The sequence below is a fragment of the Noviherbaspirillum soli genome, assembly GCF_015352955.1.
In the GTDB taxonomy this organism is placed as follows: Bacteria; Pseudomonadota; Gammaproteobacteria; order Burkholderiales; family Burkholderiaceae_D; genus Noviherbaspirillum_A; species Noviherbaspirillum_A soli.
Genome location: NZ_JACYOX010000002.1, coordinates 66,702 through 92,745, shown reverse-complemented (window position 1 = coordinate 92,745; position 26,044 = coordinate 66,702). Strand labels below are relative to the sequence as shown.

21 protein-coding genes and 1 tRNA gene are annotated in these 26,044 nt (G+C 66.4%); 5 read left to right on the top strand and 17 right to left on the bottom strand.

The annotated features are described in order from the left end of the window. Window positions 1-143 precede the first annotated feature (143 nt). Window positions 144-217 (top strand) — tRNA-Gly (locus IGW04_RS02680). 272 nt (window positions 218-489) lie between these two features. Next, window positions 490-1,212, top strand: a complete 723-nt coding sequence (trmB, locus tag IGW04_RS02675) for a tRNA (guanosine(46)-N7)-methyltransferase TrmB (RefSeq protein ID WP_194711487.1) — start codon at window positions 490-492, stop codon at window positions 1,210-1,212. Here the strand turns inward: trmB and pncB are convergent. Further along, window positions 1,199-2,395, bottom strand: coding sequence for a nicotinate phosphoribosyltransferase (gene pncB / locus IGW04_RS02670; protein WP_194711486.1), 1,197 nt, complete (start codon window positions 2,393-2,395; stop codon window positions 1,199-1,201). The two genes, trmB and pncB, sit on opposite strands and share 14 nt — an antisense overlap. Window positions 2,396-2,723: 328 nt before the next feature. Between pncB and IGW04_RS02665 the strand changes: the two genes are divergently transcribed. After that, window positions 2,724-3,062 (top strand): hypothetical protein, encoded by a 339-nt coding sequence (locus IGW04_RS02665; protein WP_194711485.1) that lies wholly within the window; start codon window positions 2,724-2,726, stop codon window positions 3,060-3,062. A 195-nt stretch (window positions 3,063-3,257) separates the two neighbouring features. Next, window positions 3,258-5,711: an RNA polymerase sigma factor RpoD gene (gene rpoD / locus IGW04_RS02660; RefSeq protein WP_194711484.1), complete on the top strand. Its 2,454-nt coding sequence runs from the start codon at window positions 3,258-3,260 to the stop codon at window positions 5,709-5,711. A gap of 97 nt (window positions 5,712-5,808) precedes the next feature. Here the strand turns inward: rpoD and IGW04_RS02655 are convergent, their stop codons facing one another. From IGW04_RS02655 to dnaE, 13 genes are all read right to left on the bottom strand, one after another. Further along, the gene (locus IGW04_RS02655; RefSeq protein ID WP_194711483.1) at window positions 5,809-7,116 is read right to left on the bottom strand and encodes a vWA domain-containing protein; all 1,308 of its coding nucleotides are present in this window, start codon (window positions 7,114-7,116) and stop codon (window positions 5,809-5,811) included. A gap of 4 nt (window positions 7,117-7,120) precedes the next feature. Next, window positions 7,121-7,666, bottom strand: a complete 546-nt coding sequence (locus tag IGW04_RS02650; protein ID WP_194711482.1) for a TadE/TadG family type IV pilus assembly protein — start codon at window positions 7,664-7,666, stop codon at window positions 7,121-7,123. Then, the gene (locus tag IGW04_RS02645) at window positions 7,663-8,136 is read right to left on the bottom strand and encodes a TadE/TadG family type IV pilus assembly protein (RefSeq protein WP_194711481.1); all 474 of its coding nucleotides are present in this window, start codon (window positions 8,134-8,136) and stop codon (window positions 7,663-7,665) included. Before IGW04_RS02645 ends, IGW04_RS02650 begins: the two co-directional genes overlap by 4 nt. Continuing rightward, the gene (locus IGW04_RS02640) at window positions 8,133-8,813 is read right to left on the bottom strand and encodes a type II secretion system F family protein (protein WP_194711480.1); all 681 of its coding nucleotides are present in this window, start codon (window positions 8,811-8,813) and stop codon (window positions 8,133-8,135) included. The genes IGW04_RS02645 and IGW04_RS02640 overlap by 4 nt, the downstream gene beginning before the upstream one ends. Further along, window positions 8,810-9,712: a type II secretion system F family protein gene (locus tag IGW04_RS02635; RefSeq protein ID WP_194711479.1), complete on the bottom strand. Its 903-nt coding sequence runs from the start codon at window positions 9,710-9,712 to the stop codon at window positions 8,810-8,812. The genes IGW04_RS02640 and IGW04_RS02635 overlap by 4 nt, the downstream gene beginning before the upstream one ends. Beyond that, a complete protein-coding gene (locus IGW04_RS02630) occupies window positions 9,709-10,788 on the bottom strand; it encodes a CpaF family protein (protein WP_407672030.1) in 1,080 nt (359 codons plus the stop codon). The genes IGW04_RS02635 and IGW04_RS02630 overlap by 4 nt, the downstream gene beginning before the upstream one ends. Before the next feature lie 343 nt (window positions 10,789-11,131). Then, window positions 11,132-12,280 (bottom strand): AAA family ATPase, encoded by a 1,149-nt coding sequence (locus tag IGW04_RS02625; RefSeq protein WP_194711478.1) that lies wholly within the window; start codon window positions 12,278-12,280, stop codon window positions 11,132-11,134. A gap of 7 nt (window positions 12,281-12,287) precedes the next feature. Next, window positions 12,288-12,563, bottom strand: coding sequence for a hypothetical protein (locus IGW04_RS02620; RefSeq protein WP_194711477.1), 276 nt, complete (start codon window positions 12,561-12,563; stop codon window positions 12,288-12,290). Window positions 12,564-12,565: 2 nt separating this feature from the next. After that, on the bottom strand, window positions 12,566-14,002 hold the full coding sequence (locus tag IGW04_RS02615) for a type II and III secretion system protein family protein (RefSeq protein ID WP_194711476.1): 1,437 nt from the start codon (window positions 14,000-14,002) through the stop codon (window positions 12,566-12,568). Between the two features lie 605 nt (window positions 14,003-14,607). Then, complete coding sequence (gene cpaB / locus IGW04_RS02610; protein WP_194711475.1) at window positions 14,608-15,432, bottom strand: Flp pilus assembly protein CpaB; 825 nt, start codon at window positions 15,430-15,432, stop codon at window positions 14,608-14,610. Window positions 15,433-15,484: 52 nt separating this feature from the next. After that, entirely contained in the window at window positions 15,485-16,027 is a 543-nt protein-coding gene (locus IGW04_RS02605; RefSeq protein WP_194711474.1) for an A24 family peptidase, read from the bottom strand. Between the two features lie 50 nt (window positions 16,028-16,077). Continuing rightward, window positions 16,078-16,260, bottom strand: a complete 183-nt coding sequence (locus IGW04_RS02600; protein WP_194711473.1) for a Flp family type IVb pilin — start codon at window positions 16,258-16,260, stop codon at window positions 16,078-16,080. Window positions 16,261-16,874: 614 nt separating this feature from the next. Next, complete coding sequence (dnaE, locus tag IGW04_RS02595; RefSeq protein WP_194711472.1) at window positions 16,875-20,333, bottom strand: DNA polymerase III subunit alpha; 3,459 nt, start codon at window positions 20,331-20,333, stop codon at window positions 16,875-16,877. A 105-nt stretch (window positions 20,334-20,438) separates the two neighbouring features. Between dnaE and IGW04_RS02590 the strand changes: the two genes are divergently transcribed. Continuing rightward, window positions 20,439-21,323, top strand: a complete 885-nt coding sequence (locus IGW04_RS02590) for a sulfurtransferase (protein WP_194711471.1) — start codon at window positions 20,439-20,441, stop codon at window positions 21,321-21,323. A gap of 66 nt (window positions 21,324-21,389) precedes the next feature. Here IGW04_RS02590 and IGW04_RS02585 read toward each other — a convergent pair whose 3' ends face one another. From IGW04_RS02585 to IGW04_RS02575, 3 genes are read right to left on the bottom strand one after another with little or no spacing between them, the layout of a single operon-like run. Then, on the bottom strand, window positions 21,390-23,936 hold the full coding sequence (locus tag IGW04_RS02585; RefSeq protein WP_194711470.1) for a branched-chain amino acid ABC transporter ATP-binding protein/permease: 2,547 nt from the start codon (window positions 23,934-23,936) through the stop codon (window positions 21,390-21,392). Then, window positions 23,933-24,808 (bottom strand): branched-chain amino acid ABC transporter permease, encoded by an 876-nt coding sequence (locus tag IGW04_RS02580; protein ID WP_194711469.1) that lies wholly within the window; start codon window positions 24,806-24,808, stop codon window positions 23,933-23,935. The genes IGW04_RS02585 and IGW04_RS02580 overlap by 4 nt, the downstream gene beginning before the upstream one ends. Before the next feature lie 50 nt (window positions 24,809-24,858). Then, window positions 24,859-26,043: an ABC transporter substrate-binding protein gene (locus IGW04_RS02575; protein WP_194711468.1), complete on the bottom strand. Its 1,185-nt coding sequence runs from the start codon at window positions 26,041-26,043 to the stop codon at window positions 24,859-24,861. Between the last annotated feature and the right edge of the window lies 1 nt (window position 26,044).

The window sequence follows — 26,044 nt, the reverse complement described above, 5'->3', positions numbered from 1 at the left end:
AAAAGACTGCTTGCCCGCGCAGTAAGGCGGCAAGCCGGCAACTGGAATCCATGACTGGCAACAGTCATGGATTTTTTTTGGACGAGGATAATGGCAAGGCAGTTTGCCTGCCATTTCGGAAGTTGCGTAAAATGCCGGTTTCCGCGGGTGTAGTTCAATGGTAGAACGAAAGCTTCCCAAGCTCTAGACGAGGGTTCGATCCCCTTCACCCGCTCCATCTGGCTTGTTTCAGACTTGCCTTTCGCCGCACTGCCTCATCCGCGCGGGCCGAGGATGCAAGGGCCGATCAGGGCAACACCACGGAGATGGACCGAAGCCGCCTTACAGGCAATGCTTTTCCACGGTTTGCTCCTGTGACATAATCGCGCCGCCCGCCGGGCCTTTGTGCATGCCGGCGCACCAGCCGCCCTTCCCGGCGGCCTGCTCGACTGCCCTCTTCCCTGACGCGCCATGGCCTGGCGCACGTTCCCTTACCTACACGATTTCCGCATGTCCGATCATCTCCCCGCCAACGAAGCCGGCAAGCCCCTGTTCTACGACCCGACCGAGCGACGCATCCGAAGCTTCGTGACCCGCGCCGGCCGCCTTTCCCCGGCGCAGGCGCGCGCGCTCGACACACTGGGGCCGCGCTTTTGCCTGCCCTATCAGAAAACGCCGCTGGATCTCGACGCCGCCTACGGCAGGGCCGCGCCCACCGTGCTGGAAATTGGCTTTGGCATGGGCGGCACCACGGCGACGATTGCCGCCGGCATGCCGGAAAAGAATTTTCTGGGCGTGGAAGTCCACACGCCGGGTGTCGGCAGCCTGCTCAAGCTGATCGGCGAACAGCAACTCGAGAATCTGCGGCTGATCCAGCATGACGCCGTCGAAGTGGTCAATCACATGCTGGCGCCAGGGTCGCTGGCCGGCGTGCATATCTTCTTCCCGGACCCCTGGCACAAGGCGCGCCATAACAAGCGACGCCTGGTGCAGCCGGACTTCGTGGCGCTGCTGGCTTCCCGGCTGGCGCCGGGCGCCTACCTGCATTGCGCAACCGACTGGGAAGACTATGCGCACCAGATGCTGGAGGTGCTGGGCGCCGAGCCGTCGCTGGAGAACACGGCGTCCGGATTTGCGCCGCGGCCGGACTACCGGCCCGTCACCAAGTTCGAGAACCGCGGACTGAAGCTGGGCCACGGCGTCTGGGACCTGGTGTTCGTCAAGCGCGGCTAGGATGGTGGAATACCTGGCGCAGATAGGCCAGGAAGGTCTCGTCGGTGCACATCGTGCCCTTGCCCGGCGAGTCCGACAGCTTGGCCACCGGCTGGCCATTGCACGACGTGAGCTTCATCACGATGTTCAGCGGCTGTATGCCGAGGTCGTTGGTCAGGTTGGTGCCGATGCCGAAGCCGGTCTGGGTGCGACCGGCGAAATGGCGGTACAGCTGAAACGCCCTCGGAATGTCCAGGCCGTCGGAAAATACCAGGCGCTTGGTATTGGCGTCGACCCGCAGCTTCGCATAATGGGCCAGCGCCTTCTCGCCCCAGACGATGGGATCGCCGGAATCATGCCGCAGGCCATCGAACAGCTTCGAGAAGTACAGGTCGAAGTCGTTCAGGAAAGCATCCATGCCGACCACGTCGGTCAGCGCGGTGCCGAGGTCGCCGCGGAATTCCTGCACCCAGCCTTCCAGCGCCGCCTTCTGGAAATCGCGCAGGCGCACGCCGAATGACTGATACGACTGCAGGTATTCATGGGCCATGGTGCCGATCGGCACCAGGTTATGCTTGCGCGCCAGGTAGACATTGGAAGTGCCCTTGAAATACATCGGCACTTCGCGCGCCAGCGTTGCCAGCACTTCGTCATGCCACTCGCCCGAAAAGCGACGGCGGGTGCCGAAATCGAAGAAGGAAAAGCTGTGCTTTTCCGGCAACTCCTTGCTGAAGCGGCGCAGCAGCTCGATCTTTTCCGTCAGGCGCCGCCGGCCTTCCTCGATGGCCGGCTCCCTGGCGAAACGCCGGAAATACAGCTCATTGACGATGTACAGCACGAAGATCTCAAAGCCCATCACGTGGACCTGCGGGCCGACAGCCTTGATGCGCAATGCATCTCCCTCGGTGGTGACCTCGATGAACTTGCGCTGGAAGCGGAATACGGTCAAAAAATCAACGAAGTCGCTTTTCATGAAGCGCAGCCCGCGCAGGTAGGCCAGCTCCTCGTCCCGGAAGGTCAGCCGGCACAGATGGTCCAGCTCGCGGTCGACTTCTTCCTTCAGCTCAGCCAGCGGAAAGGCTGGCGTATTGCGCAGTGCGAAGGTGTATTCGGTCTGGGCGCCAGGATGGCTGTGCAGCAGCGCCTGCCACATCGTGAATTTATAGAGATCGGTCTCCAGGAGACTGCGTACTACTGCCGTCATTGCTTGTCCTTGGCTGTGATGGATGCGCGTTGCGAAACAGGATATTAAAGGAACAATCAAGCTGCCACCGTGCTTTTGCGCGCGTCGCATTTCATCGGCAATGGAACGGCATCAAAAAAAACTGCCATTCATGAATCGCATGTCTGATATGCGCACAATCAATTGGCTATATTTTCCGTTAGCCAACATACTCCGTCCCGTCTCCTCTATCTCCTTCAGGAAATAGATTCAAGCCCGCTTTTTACAGCGGGCTTTTTTTCCATTCCGGCACGGTTTGCAATGCTCTGCGACGTGCCTTCAAGCATGTTTGACAACCGGACCGTTGACCTTGAACCTGCCGACCTGCCATGTCCATTCCTTTACCCACGACAGCAAGGCGGTCATTCATGGCCAGTGCATGGTCTTTCGCACCGTTGCCGGTTATGCGCGCGGCAATGACGAAGCGATGAAGGCATTGATGGAGTTTTTCCGCTGTTCCGCCTCGCATGCTTTCCTGCTGCCGGCATCGAGCGTCTACGGCGAGGAAGCCATCGATCTGAAGGCGTGGCGGCAGGCGCCGGTGCTGGAAGTCGGCGATCAGGTCTGCGACGAGCTCGGCCGACTGTATGAAATCGAGCTGTCGTCCGAGCGCAACCTCAACCTGAGGCAAATCACATACTTACACTGAATATGGATGCATTTGCTGACGCAGCATGCCTGAAGGTCTATCATGCGGGTCGACTACGGAACCTGCCGGTTGAATTCCTACCTAACGACCTTACCTGCTACCCCTTACCGCATGACCCGCATGTGTTCAAGCGCAATGCCGGGCGCTGATGCAATTACGTAAATCGCAAGTCTTGTCCGACCTGATATCGACGCAATGAAAAATACCCCGAAAACACTTACCCTGTCCGCCAAAACCGTCAAGCCGGCCGCGACCACCGCGGCGCAACCCAAAGCCACGCTGGTAGAACCACTCGATCCCGCGCAGACCGCGGCGCCGGTGACGGTGGTCAGGAAGCGTTCGCGCCTGGTGTCCCAGCCGGAAGCCGCGGCGCCCGCGCCGGTGGCGCAGGGTAATGAGGCGCCGGCGGCTGCAGCCGCGGCTGGCGCCGCACGTCCGGCCACCGTGAAGAAAGTGTCGGCCAAGACGGTGTCGAAGGTGGAAGCGGCCAAGCCGCAGCAGCCGGCCGCCGAGCCGCGCAGCACCGCGCCCGTGGTCAGCCAGACCACTGACGCCGCCGCGCTGGCCGCGATCGACACCTCCGGCTATGTGCTGCCTTCGGTGAAGGTGCCGGGCCGCCGCGGCCGCAAGCCGTCCGAGTTCACGCCCGAAAACGATGAAGTCGCGGCGCTGAACGCGGTCGAGCGTGCCGAACTGAAGGCGGCCAGCAAGGCCAAGGACCGCAAGAAGGCGGGCAAGGACGACGACGGCGCGACCGAAGAGGAAATCCAGCACCGGCTGCAGCAGATCCGCACCCTGATCAACCTGGGCAAGGAGCGCGGCTTCCTGACCTACGCCGAGATCAACGACCATCTGCCGACCAACGTCGGTGACGCTGAAGCGATCGAAACCATGATCGGCACCTTCAACGACATGGGCATCGCGATCTACGAGCAGGCGCCGGATGCGGAAACCCTGCTGCTGTCGGATAACGTGGCCACCGTCGCCAGCGACGATGAAGCCGAGGCCGCCGCCGCCACCGCGCTGTCGACCGTCGATTCCGACTTCGGCCGCACCACCGACCCGGTGCGCATGTACATGCGCGAGATGGGCGCGGTGCCCCTGTTGACGCGCGACGGCGAGATCGAAATCGCCAAGCGCATCGAAGGCGGCCTGCGCGACATGATCCAGGCCATCTCCGCCTGCCCGACCACGATTTCGGAAATCATCGCCGCTGCCGAGCGCCTGGAAAAGGATGAGATCAAGGTCGACGACATCGTCGACGACCTGGTCGACCTGTCCACCGGCGCAGATGCGGCGCCGGCCGCCGCAGTCGCAGCCGCCAGCGATGAGGAGTCGGACGACGAGGACGACGAACTGGAAGACGACGAAGAAGAGGAAAGCGGCGGCGCCGCCAACGCCGGCGGCGCCTCGACCTTCTCCGGCGAACAGCTGGTCCAGTTGCGCAAGAGCGTGCTGGAGAAATTCGCCACGATCCGCACCCAGTTCGACAAGTTGAACCGCGCCGCCGCCAAGGAAGGCTACGGCTCGCCGGCCTATGCCAAGGCGCAGGAAGTGATCTCGCATGAACTGCTGGGCATGCGCTTCACCGCCAAGACCGTGGAAGCGCTGTGCGATACGCTGCGCGCCCAGGTCGATGAAGTGCGCCATATCGAGAAGCAGATCCTGGCCCTGGCCGTGGACCGCTGCAACATGCCGCGCACCCACTTCATCAAGGTCTTCCCGGGCAATGAGACCAACCTGGAATGGGTGGACGGCGAAGTCGCCGGCAACCATCCGTACAGCGTGGTCCTGGCCCGCAACGTGCCGGCCATCAAGGAACTGCAGACCAAGCTGGTGGCGCTGCAGGAGCGCGTCGCGCTGCCGCTGCCGGAACTGCGCCGCATCAACAAGCAGATGGCGGCCGGCGAAATGCGCACCCGTCAGGCCAAGCGTGAAATGACGGTGGCCAACCTGCGTCTGGTGATCTCGATTGCGAAGAAATATGTGAACCGCGGCCTGCAGTTCCTGGACCTGATCCAGGAAGGCAATATCGGCCTGCTGAAGGCGGTGGACAAGTTTGAATACCGTCGCGGCTTCAAGTTCTCGACCTATGCGACCTGGTGGATCCGCCAGGCCATCACCCGCGCCATCGCCGACCAGGCGCGCACGATCCGGGTGCCGGTGCACATGATCGAGACCATCAACAAGATGAACCGCATCTCTCGCCAGATCATGCAGGAGACCGGCAGCGAGCCGGACCTGGCGACGCTGGCCGAGAAGATGGACATGCCCGAGCACAAGATCCGCGAAGTGATGAAGATCGCCAAGGAGCCGATCTCGATGGAAACCCCGATGGGCGAGGATGGCGACACCCAGCTGGGCGACTTCATCGAGGACAACAACACGCTGGCCCCGGTGGACGCGGCGCTGCATGCCTCGATGCGCAATGCGGTGAAGGAGGTGCTGGACTCGCTCACGCCGCGCGAAGCCAAGGTGCTGCGCATGCGCTATGGCGTGGAAATGTCGACCGACTACACGCTGGAAGAAGTGGGCAAGCAGTTCGACGTGACCCGCGAGCGCATCCGCCAGATCGAGGCCAAGGCGATGAACAAGCTGCGCCATCCGTCGCGTTCCGACACGCTGAAGACCTTCCTGGAAAACATCTGACCGGATTCAGGCACCAACAGGAAAGCCGCCGCAAGGCGGCTTTTTTTCATCCCGCTTCCTGGCGCGTCAGGCCGGCCGTATCGGGGCCAGGCCAGCCCTACTTCGTCAGCCGCAATATCTCCGCGCCAAGAATGGCGAAACAGGGCTTGAGTTCGGCAGCATCGCGCGCATGGCAATGCACGCCGGCCGGCTGCGACGGTGCCCGGCAGCGCAGCGGCGCATCGGCGCTGTTGGCCATGCACTTGAGCATGTCGCTGCCGCTTTCGCCGTCGGCGCCGCCGTACTGCAGCAATTCCGGCCCCAGGCCGACGGTATAGACATGGATGCCGTCGGCCCGCGCCCGCGCGGCCATCGCTTCGGCCAGGTTGCGCGCGGCGCGGTTGACATTGATCCAGCTTGGCCTCGCCCCGACGCTGCGCGGCGCGCCGCCCGCCACCGGCAGGTCGGCGCGCTCGCCATGGGCGTTGTAGAACGGTGGCAGCGCCTGCGGCGACAGGGTCACCGCGGCGCAGCCGGGGACCGGCTCTTCCTGCCGGTCCATGCGCCACAGGCCGCGCACGCTGACGCCATCGATATCACTGACCAGCACGCCGGCGACGTCGCAGCCGGCAGGCGCCGCCACACCGAAGCGGGAGGCGAAAGCAGTCGGCACGCCGTCCGAGAAAAACACCATCACGCGCAGGCTGGAGCGCTGCGTGGCAAGCACGCTGTTCAACTGCGCATGCCCTTGCCACAGGCCCTCCGCCGAATTGGTATAGCCCGAGAACTGCGCCGCCTGCAGTTGCCGGCGCATGGCGGGCCGGTCGAATCCGCGTTGACCCGTACGGATCGGCATGTCCACCACGGCGCCATAGGCGAAGCGAACCAGCGCCACGCGGTCGGTGTCGGGACTGAAGCGCTCCAGAAACAGGACGGCGGCATCCCTTACCTGCTGCGCCACGGGCGCCAGCGAGGTTGACACATCCAGCACCAGCGCCAGGTCGAGGTCGCGCCGCATTGCCTGCGCGCTGGCCTCGACATCGATACCGGTAAAGCCCATGACCGCTGTGAGCCCAAGCGGCAGGGACGCACTGGCGCTGGTGTCCACCAGCACCCTGCCCTGCTCGAAGGACAGCTGCGGCGTGCGCAGCTGCGGCGTGGAACTGAGATAGCCGTCGGGATAGTTGGCCCGGAATGCGCGCCCTGCCGCCGCCACTGCGCTGGCCTTGCGGCTGGCCGCGTCCTCGCCGCGGGTCACGGCGCGCGCCGCGGCCAGCCCGGCCGCATCGACCGCCGCCGCCAGCCGCGCGCGAACCAGATAGGCGCGCCCGGAGTCGAGCGCCATGCCGACGGCCCCAACCAGCAGCACCAGCAACAGCGCGGTCATGGGCAGCACTTGCGCCGACTGGCGGATGAGGTGGCGCATGGCGTCAGAACAGGGTCAGTGCATGCATCTCGGTTTCCAGGCCAGGCAGCAGCGGGAACCAGGGCCGGAAGCGGTAGCGCACTTCGAATGCATGCACCACTTCGCCATCGTCCGGCGCGCCGTCGCCAGGCAGCAGCGCCATGCCCATCGGCACCGCACAGCCGCCATCGGCATCCCAGCCAGCGCAACGCGCAACTTCGGCGCGCGTGTCCAGTCCACCGGCCAGCCAGCGGTACTGCTCCAGCGCCAGCGGCACGCCGGCGCTTCCCATCACGCGGGTGACGAACAACATGCCGTCACGCCGCAGGTCCAGTGGCGGCGCGCTTGCGGCCAGGATGTTCATCATGGCCTGGCTGCTCGCCCCCAGCGCCCCGGTGCCGCGCGAGGCCATGCTGGCGCCCTCGCGGCTGATCGCCACCAGAACCAGATGGGCCTGCAGCGCCCGTGCCAGGTCGGCCACCGGGAGCGCCAGCAGCACCAGAAAGGGCAGCAGCAATGCCGCTTCGATGGCCGCGGCGCCGCGCTGCAGGCAGGCGGGCCGGCGCCTCATTCGAAGGCCTCGTTGCGCATGCTGGCGGCCACGCTGAATCGAAATGCATCGCCCAGCATGGGCCTGAGCAGCGGCGTGGCGACCGGCCAGCTGCAATCAAGGCGCAGCAGAAGCATGCCGCCGCCTGCGCCGAAGATACCGGCTGGCGGATTGGTGCCATCAACCGGCGCCGCCATGCCATTGACATGCAGCACCGGATGAACAAGGACATGCAGCCCCATCGATTGTTCGGCAACGCGCTGCATGACCAGCGTTTCGCGCATCGCGCCGCCGGCGCCGGTGACGGCCAGGCGCGCGCCTTCGCGCACCGCATGCTGCATGGTCAGGCTGACCCAGAACAGGATCGCCAGTTCCAGTATCGCGAAGAACAGCAGCAGGACCACGGGCGCCACCAGCGCGAACTCGACCAGTGTGCCGCCGCGGCTGCATGGCGTCTGGCGCACAGCCGGCGCAAGGGCAGCACGCCTCATGATGCCGGCCCCGACAGCAGCGCCTGGCGCACCTGGATCGACGCCGGGCCAAGCAGCACCAGCAGCAGTGAGGGGAAGATGCAGAAGATCAGCGGGAACAGCAGCTTCAGGGCCAGCCTGGCCGCCCTTTCCTCGGCAAGCTGGCGGCGACGCAGCCGCAGCTCGGCCGCATGCTGGCGCAGGGATGCGGCCACGCCGGTGCCAAAGCGTTCGGCCTGCGCCAGCACCGCGGCCAGCGCCTGCAGCTCATGCAGACCGGTGCGCTGCGCCATCGCGCGCAATGCCGCCTGACGGCCGGCGCCGGCCCGCAGTTCGAGCGAGACCTGCTCCAGTTCCGCCGCCAGCTCGGGCGCATGCACCACGATGTCGGTGCTGACCCGGGCAATTGCCGCATCGATGCCCAGGCCCGCTTCCAGGCACACCACCAGCAGGTCCAGCAGGTCCGGAAAGGCTTGCGCCAATGCCCGTCGGCGCCGCCGGTCGCGCAGGCGCCGCCATGGGCTTGGGCCAGGCTCCTTGCGACGGATCAGCGCCGTGCCGCCCGGCGCGGCCGAACGCATGCGCCGCAGCCGGCAAGCCGCGGGACCGGGCAGCATGCGTCTCGCCAGCAGCCAGATGACGGCGAACACCGCCGCAAACAGCGCCAGCATGGCGCCTGCATGGCCAGCGCCGGTCATGACGCGCTCCTCACCAGCGCACGCATCCAGCACATGCCGGCCACCAGCATGGCCAGTGCAATCATCAGCAGGGCGCGGCCGGCGTCATCGGTCCAGAGCAGGCTCATGAACTGCGGATGCGCCAGATGCAGTCCGGCCGCCAGCACGAAAGGCAGCAGCCCCAGTATCCATGCCGACAACCTGGCTTCGGCCGTATGCACGCGGATCTGGCCACGCAGCTTCTGGCGCTCCCGCACCAGGGCGGCAATGCCGGCAAGCAGCCCGGTGAGATTGCCCCCGGTGTCGCGCTGGATCAGCACCGCCACCACGAAGCAGCCGATATCGCCGCCCGGATTGCGCAGCGCCATGCGACGCAGCGAGTCGGCCAGCGATGCGCCGTATCCCACCTCGTCAACCAGGATGCGAAACTCGTCCGCCAGTGGCGCCTCGCTGTCGTCGGCCACCAGCCGCAGGGCCGAAGGCAGCGCATGGCCAGCGCGCAGCGCACCGCACAGCAGGTCCAGCGCGTCGGGCAACTGCGCTTCCATCCGCGCCAGGCGCCTGCGCCGGCGGTGCAGCGCAAGCAGCGAAGGCAGCCCCGCCAGGCCCAGCGTCAGCAGCAGAAAGGGCGCAACCTTGATGCGCATGCCGGCCTGCGCCAGCAGCCTCTCGACCGCGCCGGCAAAGGCAAAGCGCGACAGCCACTGGCGCAGCAGGCGCGCGTCCGCCAGCATGCCCGGCCTGACGATGGAGCCGCCCGGCTGCCGGCCCGGCGGGCCGGCATCGCGCAGCCGCTCGCGCAGGCGGGCCGATGGCGGCATGGCGTCGTCCAGCATCGCCAGGCTGGTGCGCAGCCCTTCAATCAGCATCAGCACCACGATGAAGACCGTCAGGCCCAATACCAGATCGTCATTGCTCATGCGCCCTCCCGTGACGCGGCGGCGAACAGCGCGGCCGGCAAGGCCACGCCACGGGCCTGCAGACGTTCGCAGAAGCGGGGATAGATCCCGGCCGCCGCAAAGCTGCCTTCGACCGCGCCGCAAGCGGCCACGCCGGTTTGCCGGAACCCGAACACTTCCTGCATGGTCACCATGTCGCCTTCCATGCCGGTGATTTCCTGCATGCTGACCACGCGCCTGCGGCCATCCGACAGCCGCGCGACCTGTACCACCACCGTCAGCGCCGACGCCACCTGCTGCCGCGCCGCACGCGGCGACAGCTGCATGCCGGCCATGCCCAGCATGTTTTCCAGGCGCGTCAGCGCATCGCGCGGACCGTTGGCATGGATAGTGGCCATGGAGCCGTCATGCCCGGTATTCATCGCCTGCAGCATGTCCACCGCTTCGGCGCCGCGCACTTCGCCCATGATGATGCGGTCCGGCCGCATGCGCAGCGCATTTCGCATCAGCGCGCGCGGCGTGACCTCGCCGCATCCTTCCACGCTGGGCGGGCGGGTTTCCAGCCGCACCACATGCGGCTGCCGCAACTGCAGCTCGGCGGCATCTTCGATGGTGACGATGCGTTCGCCTTCATCGATGAAGCCGGACAGGATGTTGAGCAGCGTGGTCTTGCCGCTGCCGGTGCCGCCCGACACCAGCAGATTGATGCGCGCCCTGGCCAGGCCTTCCAGCACCTGCGCCATGGCCGCCGTCAGGCTGCCGCTACGGCACAGATCGACCATGGTCAGCGGCATCGCCGCGAAGCGCCGTATCGACAGGCAGGGGCCGTCGATGGCCAGCGGCGGGATCACCACATTGACCCGCGAGCCATCGGCCATGCGGGCATCCACCATCGGGCTGGCCTCGTCGACGCGGCGGCCCACACGCGAGACGATCTTGTCGATGATCTTCATCAGGTGCGCATCATCCTGGAAACGCGCAGCGGTGCGCTCCAGCCGGCCATGCCGCTCGACATAGATGCGGCTGCTGCCATTGACCAGAATGTCCGACACCGACGGGTCGGCCATCAGCGGCTCCAGCGGCCCGAGGCCGAACATCTCATGCTGGATGTCACGCAGAAGGAGGCGCCGCTCGGCCTCGTTCAGGCCGGCATGGCCGGCTGTGAGCATGTCATCGAGCAGCGAGCGCAATTGCGCCGACACCTCGGCCTGCGGCAGCGCCTCCAGCGCCCGCAGGTCTATCCGCTCCAGCAACTGGCGATGCAGGCCGGCCCTGAGCTCATCATTGGCGTGCGAGACGGTGGCCGGCCCCTGCGCAAGCGGCAGGCCCGATTCAAGACGGTGACGCAATGACATCATGGCTCTCCTTTTCTTTCATTGACGACGCTGCTGCCTGACCATGCTCGCGGCAGAGAATGCTGATCGCAGGACAACGCCCCGCTCAGCCGAAGCTGCGCTTCCATCCCGGCATCCAGCGCCTGCGCGCAACCGGCACTTCGATGAAGCCGGCGCTCCATTGCCTGAGCGCCCGGCTGACCGGGCTCCTGCCCGCCAGCCTGATGATGGGCACGCCCTGGTTCACCGACGCCGCGGCAGCTGCATAGTGATTCGGTATCGTTCGCGCCACCGCCATGCCCAGCGTCTGCTCGACTTCGGCAATGCCAATGTCGCCGCGCCTTTCATGGCGGTTTACAACCGGGCTGATCCTCTCGGCGCCATAACCAAGCCCGCCGAAGACTTCCAGCAGGCGCCGGCCATCGCGAATGAAGGGCAAGGTGATCTGCAGCACTGGATAGATCAGGTCGGCCTGGTCGAGCGCCCGCAGGCTGCGCGCATCCAGGTTGCGGCCCACGTCCACCACCACATGGTCATAGCGGCTGCGCGCCAGCGCCAGCACCGACGCCAGATGATCGGGCAGGATGTCGGCGGCCTGTGCCGGGTCCTGCGCCGCCGCCAGCACCGAGAGCGGCCCCACCTCGGTCATGCTGGCAGCCAGGAAGGTGGCGTCCAGCCGCTCATGCGCATGCGCCAGGTCGGCCAGCGTGCGCACCGGCGCACGGTCGGACAGGAACAGCAGGGCATCGCCAAACTGCAGGTTGAAATCCAGCAGAGCCGTGCGGCTCCCCGCCGCCGCCAGTGCATAAGCCAGGTTGGCGGCGAGGAAGGTGGCGCCGCTGCCGCCCTTGCAGGAAACGAAGGCCAGCAGCTTGCCCCGCGCGTTGTGCCGGACGCGGCGCATGCCGGCCACCCGTTCCAGCGCAGCGCGCAGTTGCTGGCCATCGGGCGGCAGCGGCAGCACCTCGCGCACGCCGGCGCGCATGGCCGCCAGCAGGAATTCGGCATCCTGCCGCAGCGACAATGCCAGCACCGGCACCCCGGCGCAGGCCTGCAGCGGCAGCAGCGCATCGGATGCGGCGCCATCGGCCAGATCCGCCACCAGCAGATCTGGCGCCCCAAGGGCTGCATGCGCGGCCTGGCTGGCCAGCGTACCGTGATAGGCGCTGGCGTGGATGCCGGCCGGCAGCAGCGCGAGCAGGCTTTCCATCTGCCGCGCACTGGGGGAAATGATGGCAATGCGCAATCCGTTCATCGCGTCCTCACCTGGCATTGCCGCCACCAACGGATTGGAAGAACACTGGTGGCGAAGGCGCGGGAGCCTGGCTCTGGAATGACTGCCGATAGCGTGACAACGCGCCGCGGGCCGCCGCGCCATCGATGCCGATATCGGCAGCGGAATCCGCCGGCGTCGGCGGCAGCGCCTGCTGCGCCATCAGGCCGCGCACGCTGCTGCCGAAGCGGCTGTCAAGTTGCGGCGCCACCGGCGCGCAGGCAGCGCAGCACAGCAGCACGGGGGCGAGGAAGCGCTTGTGCATGATTACTCCCTGGCGGACGTGGCAGCCGGCGCGGCTTCCATCTTCCCGCCCAAAAAGAACTCGGCCCGGCTCGGCATGCGCAGGCCATCGGTCGGCAGCGGCGCATCGGCCTGCAGCGGCTGCACCAGCCGTGGCGTGACGATGAAGACCAGCTCGCTGCGGTCGTTCTGGAAATCGCTGCTGCGAAACAGCGCCCCTAGCACCGGCACCTCCCCCAGCACTGGCAAGGCCCTGATGTTTTGCGTGAGGTTGTCGCGGATCAGTCCGCCTATGGCCAGGCTCTGTCCGTCCTGGAGTTGCACCGTGGTGCTGGCGCGGCGGGTCGTGAGCAGCGGCAGCACCGCATTGCCGCCGGTGCCGCGGGCCGACAGGCCGACACCTTCGCGCGAGAGCTCGGAAACCTCGGGCGCCACCCGGATATTGATGCGGCCGCCGCCCAGCACGGTCGGCGTGAAGCGCAGGCCGACGCCGAATTCCTTTTCTTCCAGGGTGACAGTGCCATTGATGCTGTTTTGCGCCACCGGGATGAAGATGCGGCCGCCTGCCAGGAAGCTGCCTTCCTGGCCGCTGACAGCCATGATGGTGGGCTCGGCCAGGATGCGCACCAGGCCGTCGCCTTTCTCCGCATCGAGGCTGATGAACTCGCCACTGTTCTTCACGATGCCCAGCGTGCCATTGGCGCCCGTGACGAACTGCGCCGCCAGCCTGGTGGACCAGTTCCCGCGGCCGCGTCCCAGCGCCACATCCACGCCCAGCTTCTCCAGCAGACTGCGCGAGACCTCGGCCACCTTCACCTCCAGCATCACCTGCTGCGGCGAAGCGATGGACAGCAGGTTGATCACGCGGGCATTGCCTGTGCCGCTACCCGATGATGCAGCCGCATTGCCGCGCTGCGCATAGGCTTCCGCGACAAGCAGCGCCTGCTCGGCCGCGGCAGCGTCGCTTGCCAGGCCCGATAGCACCAGGGAGTCGGCAGCCGCGCCGACACGGATGCCGGCTTCATGCGGCAGCAGCTGGCGCAGCCTGGCTTCCACCGCGCCGGCATCGATGCCAACGGCCACTTCAACCCAGCCGCATTTGCCATCCCCGTTCTGGAACAGCAGGTTGGTGGCGCCCACCTTTTTACCGAACAGGAAGAACATGGCCCGCGGCGCTGCCGACGCAGTCGGCTCCAGTTGCAGCACGTCGGTATCGCCCACGGCGCGCAGCCAGGCCGGCGACGGCATGCCATGGCGCCGCAGGTCGAGCATCAGCGACTTGCCCTGCGCCACGCTGAGCGGGGCAGCCGTATCCATCTCGCCGATGCAGGGTGGCGCAGCCTGCACGCGGGGTGCCGGCTGCTGGGCCTGTCCCGGCGCGGCTGGCGCGGCCAGCACCCAGGGCGGCGCCAGCAGCAGGGCCAGAACAGGCAGGCGACAACATGACGGTCGACGTTGCATCAATATCCTTTCTTCAGGCTGGGAGACAACGCACTTGAACGACGGCAGGCGCCAGTGTGTGCATCCCCCATGGCGCAGGCTTGATAAAGAACAAGGCCTTCCGGGAGCTTGATTTGCCGCTAGGTCAGGTGATCGATAGGCAGTAAAGCCAGCCTGTCAGCGATGTAAAAATCGCCGTACTGGCTCATGAAGGAAGACTGCAAAGGACGATCGCATGCGACATTGGCATTGCTCAGTCGCTGCTGAACGACATGGCAGCGGGCCGGCGGCATGACGGACAGATGGCAGGCCTGCCGGCCTTCATGCGGAGCCGGCAAAGCCATGCGGCATCACGGCAAAGTCACTGGAACGTCTTTCGCGCAAAGGGAGTTTGATGCCAACAGGGTGACGGCAAGGTAGGTCACCTATTGAATTCAGCGGCGCAACGATGCCCGGGAAACAGCGGCGGGCAGCCAGTCGTCCAGGCGTTATTGCTGCGCGCGGCCGGCGCCACAGCCTGCTGTAGGCATCGCCTGCTTGTCTCACGCCGCAGACAGGCAGGCTGGCGATCGGACCGGCATGTTCCACATCGCTTCAGCCAGTGGGCCGGCAGGTTGACCGCTGCATCAAAAGCACTGCACCAGCGGCCCCGCTCCGGTAAACACCTGCTGGCATTGCTGCGCCGGCGCAGGCCGTTCGGGCCTCGGCGCGACAACAGTAGTCTTGACCACGGGCGCAGGCGCTGCCGTTTTCAGCAGGGTCTGCTTGGTGGCGCCCAGGGTGCGCGCCGGCGCCAGATCCACCTGGTTGCGCAGCACCAGCGACAGCTGCCCCACGCTGCGCGCCAGGTCCAGCTGCTCGGCCTCTGCCGGCGTGACTTCCAGCGTGACGGCGTTGACCACCTTGGGCCGGGTATCCCCCTGCCCCGCTTCCTGCGCCACTGCCAGCACCAGGATGCGCTCCAGCACCAGCTTGGAAATCGCCAGCTCACGCTCGGCCGGGGCGCGCCGCTCATCCTGCGTGCTGACCAGGATATCGACGAAATTGCCCGGCAAGGCAAAGCCCGCGACGCCCACCACGTCGTTGACCCTGACCGTCATCGCGCGCTTGCCGTGCGCCACCAGCGCCGACAGGCCTCCCGTGGCGCCGGGCTGGGCCAGCCTCGTTTCCTGCACCGGTTCGCCGCGCGCCAGCGCAACACGCGTCACGCGTCCGTCCAGCGCCGACAGCGCCGTGTAAGTGCCCGGCGGCAGGCTGCCGGCCGGCCATGGCAGCAGTTGCAGCATGTCCGGCCGCAGGCGGGTGCCCGGCTGGATTTCCGCTGTCGCCACCGCGATCTGACGCATGTCGATCGCGGACCGGGCGCTCCAGCGTGCCGCCAGCAGCACCGCGGCCAATGCCGCAAGCAAGGCAATGCCAACGGAAAGCAGGCTGCGTAAGGTTGTGCTCATGATGCTGTTCCCTTCAGATCGGCTTGCGCCGCGGCTTCGGTACAAGGCCAGCTCAATACAGGGCCAGCCGGGCCGCCAGGCTGCTGTCGGCCAGCATCCACTGCAGCCATGCGCCGCTGGCGATGGCGAGTGCATAAGGCATCCTGCCGGCGGAGGCCGGCACCGGGTCTATCCTGGGCATCTGGCGGCATGCCAGTCGCCACCAGGCACTGCACAGCATGTCGCGCACGTTATGCAGCATCCGCCGTGTCGTTCCCCGGCGCAGCGTCACTGCCAGCGTCAGCACACCGCCGGCAATCAAGGTAGCCAGCAGTGTTAGGGGCATTGCCTGCGGGCCGATGAAAGCGCCGACCATGGCCATGAGCTTCACATCGCCGGCGCCCAGCCCGCCCAGCGCATACAGGGGAAGCAATGACAGCAGCCCAAAGGCCATGCCGGCCAGCGCCAATTGCAGCCCGATGCCATCAGGCGCGCCAGCGCAGGCCATTGCTGCCAGCATGCCGGCGGCGACCAGGCTGTTTGGTATGCGGCGATGCCGGAAGTCGTGGCCCACTGCGATCAGCAGCAGGCCGGAAAGCAGCAGAAAAGCAGTCATGTCCGTTTCCCTTGTTCGGACCGGGTCCGGCATGCCGGACCCATGCGTGTTCAGGTGCAGGCGCCTGATCCGCCGGTCAGCGCATTACACACTGTGGTGAAGCCGGCCTTGACCCGCGTGCCCAGTGTCGCCACCACCGTCACGATCACGGCCGCGATCAGCGCGACGAGCAAGCCGTATTCGACAGCGGCGGCGCCGTCCTCTTCCTTCAGAAATTGCATGATTGCGTTCATCGAATTGCTCCTGATGTAGTTGATGTGGAATGCGACTGCATGTGGCTTGTTGTGCCCGTCGCAGGCGCTAGTGTCGCGGCGTGGGCAAGCCGGTGTTTGACAGATCGCAACCGGTTCAGGCGGTTTGATCTGGCGCTATTTCGACTAAGCGATCAGCAGTATTGATGGACGATCAGCGAGGAAATGAAGACCCAGTGCTGCGTATGGGCGGTGATGGCCTTGCGGAATTTCATGTGATTGTTGGCGATGCATGGTGTGGCAGACCGTCGTAGGGTGCAATACCCCGCAGGGGCATTGCACCGATCGTGATCGCCAAGCCCATCCCCGTTGGCCGCCAGCACGGACTCCCGGCTTGCTTTCAATGCAGTGCAACCGTGTTGCGTCACCGACCAAGGCTTGGGTAGCACTGGCGCTTAGTCTTTGCCTTCAGAAGGACGGGTAAATTCAAATACCTTGCTTGATCGACCAATGGTGGAATGCCCCTTCGGGGGATTCCACCCTACGACGGGCTCGGTCTACATGACGGACTTTGCACTGAGCCATCGCTACCACGCTGCGCCTTCAAACCTGCACTGCCATCATGACGCCAGCCTGGTCAGATACAGCAGCGCGACTCAGTACTCCACTGCCGCGCTGCGCGCGCCCAGCCGGTCAAACAGCGACTGCTTCAGCGCATCGGCCGGCGCCACCCGCCATTCATCCGGCCACTGCACCTCGCAATCGATGCCATGCCGGGTATAGCGCATTGCCAGCGGCAGGCCCTGCTCCGAGCGGAACTGCGACAGGATGGCCTTGATCTGCGCGGGGTCGGTGCTGTCGGTCATCGAGAACGCAAACTTCTTGCCGAACTGGATGCGCGCGGTGGCAATGTCCATCGCCTTTTCAGCGGTGATGCGCAGGCCGCCGGAGAAGCGGTCTTCCGACACCTTGCCCTGCACCGCCAGGAACTCGTCTTCCTTGAAGAGATGCCGGTTGGCGTCGAACACTTCGTTGTAGACCGTGACTTCCACCGCCGCGCTGCCATCGTCGAGCAGCACGATGACCATCTTGCCTCGCTGTGTCATCTGCACCCGCAGGCCGGCGATGATGCCGGCCATCAGCCGCGGCTCGCGCGATGGCGACAGGTCGGACAGCCGGGTGCGGGCGAACTTGCGCGCTTCCTCGGCATAGGCATTGAACAGGTGGCCCGACAGGTAAAAGCCGAGCGCGGTCTTTTCCTCGGTCAGCTTCTGCTTCTCGGTCCAGGGCGGCGCCTTCACATACTCGGGCGGCGCGACCATGTCGCTGTGGTCGCCGCCAAACAGGCTGACCTGGTTGGCCGAGGCTTCCGCCTGTTCCGCGCATTCCATCGCAAAGCCGACCGAGGCCAGCAGGATGCCGCGGTCGACCTCGAAACCGTCGAAGGCGCCGGCGCGGATCAGCGACTCGATGGTGCGGCGGTTGATCTGCTTCTTGTCCACCCGCTTGCAGAAGTCGAACAGGTCGGTGAAGGGGCCGTCGCGGCGGGCCGCGAGGATGGCCTCGATCGCGCCCTGGCCCGAACCCTTGACCGCGCCCAGGCCATAGCGAATTTCCCTGACCTTCTTCTTGGTCACGCTGGGCGGCTCGCCGACCGGCATGAAGCGGTAGTCCGACTGGTTGATGTCGGGCGGCAGCAGCGTCAGGCCGCAGATGTCCACCGCGTCTTCCACCAGGATCTTGATCTTGTCGGTGTCATCCATGGCCAGCGACAAGTTGGCGGCCATGAAGGCGGCCGGGTGATGGGCCTTCAGGTAGGCGGTGTAGTACGACAGCAGCGCATAGGCCGCCGCATGCGACTTGTTGAAGCCGTAGCCGGCGAACTTCTCCATCAGGTCGAAGATCTCGTCGGCCTTTTCCTGGGTCAGGCCGTTCCTGGCCGCGCCCTCGCGGAAGATCTGGCGATGCTGCGCCATTTCCTCGGCCTTCTTCTTGCCCATCGCGCGCCGCAGCAGGTCGGCGCCGCCGAGCGAATAGCCGCCGATCACCTGGGCCATCTGCATCACCTGCTCCTGATACACCATGATGCCGTAGGTCTCGGACAGGATGCCCTCGGTGCGCGGGTCGGGATAGTCGAAGCGCTCGCCGTGCTTCCTCTTGCAGAAGTCGGGGATCAGGTCCATCGGGCCGGGCCGGTACAGCGCCACCAGCGCGATGATGTCCTCGAAGCGGTCGGGCCTTGCATCCTTCAGCATGCCCTGCATGCCGCGGCTTTCAAGCTGGAACACGGCCACCGTTTTGGCCTTGGTCAGCAGCTCGTAGGAAGCGCGGTCATTCAGTGGCAGCTTGTCCAGGCTGAACTCGGCCATCGCCGGGTCGAGCTGGCGGATGTAGCGCACCGCGCGGTCGAGGATGGTCAGCGTGGTCAGGCCCAGGAAGTCGAACTTCACCAGGCCCACGGCTTCGACGTCATCCTTGTCGTATTGCGATACCACGCCGGCGTCGCCGCCCTGGGTGTAAAGCGGGCAGAAGTCGGTCAATTTACCGGGCGCGATCAGCACGCCGCCGGCATGCATGCCGATGTTGCGGGCAATGCCCTCGACCTGCTGCGCCAGGTCCAGCAGCTGCTTGACCTCCTCTTCCTTCTCCATCCGCTCCTTCAGGAGCGGCTCTTCCTCGATGGCGTCGGCGATGGTGACCAGCTTGCCGGGCTTGAATGGAATCAGCTTGGAGATGCCGTCGCAGAAGTTGTAGCCCATGTCGAGCACGCGGCCGACGTCGCGCACCGCGCCCTTGGCGGCCATGGTGCCGAAGGTGGCGATCTGCGACACCGCTTCGCGGCCGTAGCGATCCTTCACGTATTGAATGACGCGGTCGCGGCCTTCCTGGCAGAAGTCGATGTCGAAGTCGGGCATCGATACCCGCTCCGGGTTCAGGAAGCGCTCGAACAGCAGGTTGTAGGCCAGCGGGTCGAGGTCGGTGATGGACAGCGCATAAGCCACCAGCGAACCGGCGCCCGAGCCGCGGCCCGGCCCCACCGGCACGCCATTGTTCTTGGCCCACTGGATGAAGTCGGCCACGATCAGGAAGTAGCCGGGGAAGCCCATCTTGATGATGGTGTCGGTCTCGAACTTCAGGCGCTCCTCGTAGCGCGGCCGCTTCTGCTCGCGCACCGCCTCGTCGGGAAACAGGTGCAGCAGGCGATCTTCCAGACCGCGCCTGGCCTCGGCCACCAGGAAGTCGTCGATGGTCATGCCGTCCGGCGTCGGGAAGTTGGGCAGCTTGGGCTTGCCCAGTTCCAGCACCAGATTGCAGCGGCGCGCGATCTCGATGCTGTTGGCCAGCGCGCCCGGCAGGTCGGCGAACAGCTCGGCCATCTCGGCCTGGGTCTTGAACGCCTGCTGCTCGTTGAAGCGCTTGGCCCGGCGCGGGTTGGCCAGGATCTCGCCTTCGGCGATGCAGGTGCGCGCTTCGTGCGCGACGAACTCTTCCGCCGACAGGAACTGCACCGGATGCGTCGCCACCACCGGCAGCTGCAGCCTGGCCGCCAACGCCACCGACTGCCGCACCTGCTGCTCCATGTTGGGCTGGCCGGCGCGCTGTATCTCGATATAGAAATGACCGGGGAAAGCGGCGGCCCAGCGCTGCGCGCAACGCTCGGCCAGCTGCGGATTGCCGCGCTCGAAGGCGCAGCCGATGTCGCCGAAATGGGCGCCCGACAGCGCGATCAGGCCGCCCGGCGCCAGCGCCTCCAGCCATTCGCCGCGGATCTCGGCGCGTCCGCGGTAGAGGTTGGTCAGCCAGGCCCTGGACAGCAGCTCGCACAGCTGCAGATAGCCCTCTTTGTTCTTGACCAGCAGCAGCAGGCGCGACGGCTTCTCGCGGTCGTCATTGTTGGTGATCCACACATCGCAGCCGGCAATGGGCTTGATGCCCTTGCCGCGCGCGGCCTTGTAGAACTTCACCATGCCGAACAGGTTGGCAAGGTCGGTGATGGCAAGCGCTGGCTGCGCGTCTTTCGCGGCCGCTTTCACCGCGTCGTCGATGCGGACCAGGCCGTCGGCGATGGAGAATTCGGAATGGAGGCGAAGGTGGATGAATTGCGGGGAGGTCATCCGGCTATTTTACCCGCAGCCCTGTCCGCGCCAAACCGGGTTTTTGGCGCGGACGCCACACCGCGGTTTATAATGCCGACGAATCAATGACTTACCTTATCTGGCATGCAACCCTCCTCACCATTCGTCAACATCGCCGCCTACAAATTCGTCACATTCGTCGATACCGTTGAAAAGCGGCCCGCGTTCCAGGCCATCTGCGCCGAACTGGGCCTGATGGGCACCATCCTGCTGAGCCCGGAAGGCATCAACCTGTTCCTGGCCGGCAGCCGCGCCGGCATCGACCGCTTCCTGCAATGGCTGCGCGCCGATGCCCGCTTCGCCGACCTCGATGTCAAGGAAAGCCATTCCGACGAGCAGCCGTTCAAGCGCATGCTGGTCAAGCTGAAGCGCGAGATCATCACGATGAATCACCCGCTGATCAAGCCCGAGCTGGGCCGCGCGCCGGCGGTGACGGCGCCGGACCTGAAGCGCTGGCTCGACCAGGGCCACGACGACGAAGGCCGGCCGGTGGTGATGATGGACACCCGCAATGCCTTCGAAGTCGATGTCGGCACCTTCAACGACACGCTGGATTACCGCATCGAGAAGTTCAGCGAATTCCCCGAGGTGGTGGCGCGGCATCGCGACGAGCTGGCCGGCAGGACCGTGGTGACCTTCTGCACCGGCGGCATACGCTGCGAGAAGGCCGCCATCCACATGCAGAACATCGGCTACGACCATGTCTACCAGCTCGAAGGCGGCATCCTGAAGTACTTCGAGGAAGTCGGCGGCGACCACTACACCGGCGACTGCTTCGTCTTCGACCGCCGCACCGCGTTGAACCCGAAGCTCGAAGCCACGCCCACCGTGCAGTGCTATGCCTGCCGCGCCGTGGTCACGCCGCGCGAGCAGCTGTCGCCCTCGTATGTGTACGGCGAGTCCTGCCCGCATTGCGCAAAGCATGAAGGCAAGGCCGAGACTGCCGGGGCGGGCGGCCTGACCGCCTGAGTCGGCTTGCGGGGCAGCATCGGGAGGCGCCGCCCGCCTCGCTGCACCGCTCCCGTCGCATTCCTTTCAGTGCCCGCCGAGATAGGCCTGCGTCAGCGCCTCGTCCGCCGCGATCTCGGCCGCGCTGCCCTGCGCCACCACGCGCCCGCCTTCGATCACATAGGCGCGGTCCGCCAGCGACAGGGCCAGCGCAGCCATCTGGTCCACCAGCAGGATGGTCATGTCTTCCTGCCGCAGGCGGTCCAGCGCATCGAACAGTTCGGCAATCACCTTGGGCGCCAGGCCCAGCGACGGCTCGTCCAGCAGCAGGATGCGCGGCCGCGACATCAGGCCGCGCGCCACCGCCAGCATCTGCTGCTCGCCGCCGGACAACAGGCCGGCGCGCTGATGCAGCCGCTCGCGCAGGCGCGGAAAGCGTTGCAGCATCTGCTCGACCCTGGCCTCCATGTCGCGTGGATCGAGAAAGGCGCCAAGCCGGATATTGTCAAGCACCGACAGCTCGCCGAAGACCTGGCGGCCTTCCGGCACCAGCACCAGGCCGCGCGCGACGATGGCCTCGGCCGGCAGCCGCGTCAGGTCGGCGCCTTCGAAGTGTATGCCGCCCTGCACCGGACGCTGCAGGCCGGCCAGCGCGCGCATCAGCGTGGACTTGCCGGCGCCGTTGGCGCCCAGCAGCGCCACCATCTCGCCGCGCCTGACCTGCAGGTCGATGCCGTGCAGCACCGGCTCGGCGCCATAGCCCGTCACGAGTTGGCCCACTCCCAGCACCTCGGGCGCATCCGGCAAACCGCGCACCCGCGCCGTGCCGCCGTCGAGCAGGGCCGCCTCGCCCAGATAAGCTTGGCGCACCGCGGCATTGTCCTGGATTTCCGCCGGCGTGCCGACCGCCAGCCGCTGGCCCGCGTCCAGCACCACCAGCCGGTCCGAAATGCCCATCACCAGCGCCATGTCGTGCTCGACCAGCACCACGCTGATGCCGGCGTCGGCGATGCGGCGCAGGAGCCGTCCCAGCTTGTGCTTGTCGTCGCTGGAGAGGCCGGCGGCCGGTTCGTCCAGCAGCAGCACGTCCGGATCGGCCGCCAGCGCGCGGGCAATCTCGACCAGGCGCCGGTCGACGTGGGCCAGGCCGGATGCCGGCAGGTCGAGCGCGCCGAGATAGCCGCAGTAAGCCAGCAGGCGGCGGGTGAAGGCGCGCACCTCGGGCGCCGCGTAGCGCCTGGCGCCCAGCAGCGAGCCCAGCCGGCCGCGGCACACCGCCAGCGCGACGTTGTCTTCCACGCTCAGGCTGCCGAACAGCTGCGAGGTCTGGTACGTGCGGGCAATGCCGCTGCGCGCCACGCGGAAGGAAGCCTGGCCTTGCAGCGCGCGGCCGCCCAGCGTGAAGCCGCCCGCGCTCGGCTTGTAGAAGCCGCTCAGCATGTTGAGCGCGGTGGTCTTGCCGGCGCCGTTCGGACCGATCAGGCTGGTCACGGCCGCGGCCGGCACATCGAAGCTCAGGCCCGACACCGCGCGCACGCCGCCGAACACCATGCCGAGCTCACGCGCCGCCAGCGTCTGCCGCGGGCGCGCCGGCAAGGCCAGGTCCGCGCTCACCGGCTGGAAGGCCGGCGCCGCCGTCGCCGGCCGCAGCCGCCGCAGCAGGCCGCGCAACGCGCCGACCACGCCATCCGGCGCCAGCCACAGCACCAGCAGCAGCAGGCCGCCGAAGAACAGCAGGCGATACTCCGCCAGCGCCGACAGCATTTCCGGCAGCAGGCCGACTACCAGCGCGCCCACCAGCGGCCCGGCCACCGAGCCGGCGCCGCCGACCACGACCACCAGCATGAACAGGATGGACTGCATGAAGCCGAAGCTGTCCGGCGTGACAAAGCCCGACAGCGGCGCGAACAGGCCGCCGGCCAGGCCGGCCAGCAGGGCCGAGAGCGCAAAGGCCACGGTCTTGATCACCAGCGGATTGATGCCTATCGATTCGGAAGCGGTCTCGCTGTCCTTGACCGCGCGCATCGCCGCGCCCCAGGTGCCGCGCGCCAGCCAGGCATAGCCCGCAAACAGCAGCGCGGCGCTGACCAGGGCCAGCAGGGCCACCGCCTGCTCGCCGCCCAGGCCCAGGCCGAGCGATGGCGCGCCCACGCCCATGATGCCATTCTGGCCGCCGGTGACGGCGCGCATCTCGACGATCGCATGCTGGACGATGAAGGAAAAGGCAATCGTGATCATCGCCAGATAGGGTCCCTTCACGCGCAGCGCCGGCAATGCCAGCAGCACGCCGAAGGCGCCTGAGATCAGCGCCGCCGCCGGCCAGGCCAGCCAGAAGCTCCAGCCCAGTTTCGTCGTGAGGATGGCGACCGCATAGGCGCCGATGGCATAGAAGCCGACATGGCCGAACGACACTTGCCCGGTCAGCCCGAGCAGCACATTGAGGCCGATGCCGACGATGGCGGTCAGCGCGATGCTGGCGGCAACGAAGACGTAGTAGCTGTTGAGGTTCAGCGCCAGGGCGCAGGCCAGCCCCAGCGCCAGCAGCGCGCAGGCCAGCTGCCAAGGGCGGGCCAGGCCGAAAGCCAGGGGCGCGGCCGGCCTGGCGGCGGCGACTGCAATCGATGGATTCTTCATACTTTCCTTACCTCCGCCCGTCCGAACAGGCCGTTGGGCCGCAGCGACAGCACGGCAATGACCAGCGCGAACGTGATGATCTGGGTGTAGCCCGAGCCCATGGTGGCCGTGATCAGCGCCTCGGCCACGCCGAACAGCAGCCCCGCCAGCATCACGCCCCAGGCGCTGGTGATGCCGCCCAGGATGGCCACTGCGAACGCCTTGATGCCGAACAGCGTGCCCATGTCGGCATTCACATTGAACAGCGGCGCAATCAGCACGCCGGCGATGCCGGCCAGCAGCGCCGAAAGGCCGAACGCAACCGCCACCACCCGCCGTATCGGTATGCCCATCAACTGCGCGGCGCCGCGGTTCTGCACCACCGCCAGCATGGCCGTGCCCCAGCGGGTACGACGCGACACCATGTGCAGCAGCGCCGCCAGCGCCAGGCCCAGCACCGGGATCAGCAGGTGCAGCGGATAGATGCCCAGGCTGGCGCCGTTGAATTCCACTGGCGCCACCGCCAGCGGCGAAGGCAGGCTGCGCGGCTCCTTGCCAAAGGTATGCATCACCAGGTTGTCGAGCACGATGCCCAGCGCCACGGTAGACATCAGCCAGGCGTTCGAGCCGCGGCTGGCGAACGGCCGCACCGCGATGCGCTCGACCAGCAGACCATAGGCGGCGCACAGCAGCAGCGCCAGCAGCACAGCCAGCGCCATCGGCAGGCCCAGCGTCTGGGCGAAGGCGAAGCACAGCACCGCGCCCAGCATCATCGAACTGCCCTGCGCGAAGTTGACCGTGGCCGACACCGCGTAAGTAATGTAAAAACCCAGCGCCATCAGGCCGTACATGCTACCCAGCCCTATGCCGCTGATCAGCGCCGACATCAGCATGGTCAGCTCCTTTCAATAACGATGCGTTGGCCGCCACGCGGCCGTCGCATCTAGTTGGAAACGCCTACCGGCAGAATGCGGTTGTCGATGAACTGCGCCCACACATAGTCGTTCTCGCTGAGCGCGTCATGCACCGTCGGGCTGAACGGCTGGGTATAGGTCTTGATCAGGCCCTCGTAGCGGTCGATCTTGTAGAAGCCTTCGCGCACCGCCGGGCCATTGGTCGAGCCCGCCTTCGCGATCGCCAGCGCCGCCAGGTGCATGCCGTCGTAGCCATTGGCCACGCCCACCGCCGGCGTGATGTCGTCCGGTCCCTTGATGGACGGGTACTTGGCCTTCAATGCCGCGATCACCTTTTCGCCCACCGGCGACTGCTTGCCGAAGAAGCTGTAGGTCTGCACGAAATGCACATGCTTCGCATTCGGCCCGGCCAGCTCGGTGAAGCGGCCGCCCGCCGGCCCCCAGTGCGACACCACCGGCACCCGCCAGCCCATGCGGTCGAGCGACTTCACGACCTGGGACGACGGCCCGACATTGCCCACCATGAAAAGCGCGTCGGCGCCGGCCGCCTTGAGGCGGTTCAGCTGCGGCACCACGTCCACGTCGCTGCCCTCGAACTTCTCGATGCCGGCCGGCTTCATGCCTTTTTCATTCAGCGCCGCAACCAGCCCTTTCTCGTTCGACTCGCCCCAGGCATTGTTAACCAGGATCATTCCGGGCCTGGTCGCCTTGAAGGCCTTCTGGGCATAGGCCAGCATGCCCTTGTCGACGATCTCGTCGACGGCCGAGACCCGGAAGGCGAAGTTCGGATTCGCGCCGTTCTTGGTGATGCCGGTGCCTGCCGCCCAAGGACCCATGAACGGCACCTTTTCCTGGTTGGCGATGGGCACGATGGCCATCGACACCGGCGTATCCAGGCCGCCGAACAGCACCGCCACCTTTTCCTTGAAAATCAGTTCGCGCGCGGCCACCACGCCCTTGGCGGGATTGCCTTCGTCGTCGCGGCTGACCAGTTCCACCTTGCGGCCGCCGAGCAGGCCGCCCTTCGCATTGATCTCGTCGATGGCCACGGACAGGCCGCGCGTGATGGCCTCGCCGGCCTGCGCCGACTGGCCCGACAAGGCCGTGACCAGGCCGATCTTGATGCTGTCTGCAGCCTGCGCGCCTGCCATGGATACGCCGCCCAATGCCGCGATGCATGCGGCGATGACGGTCCGACGCTTGAATGAAATCATG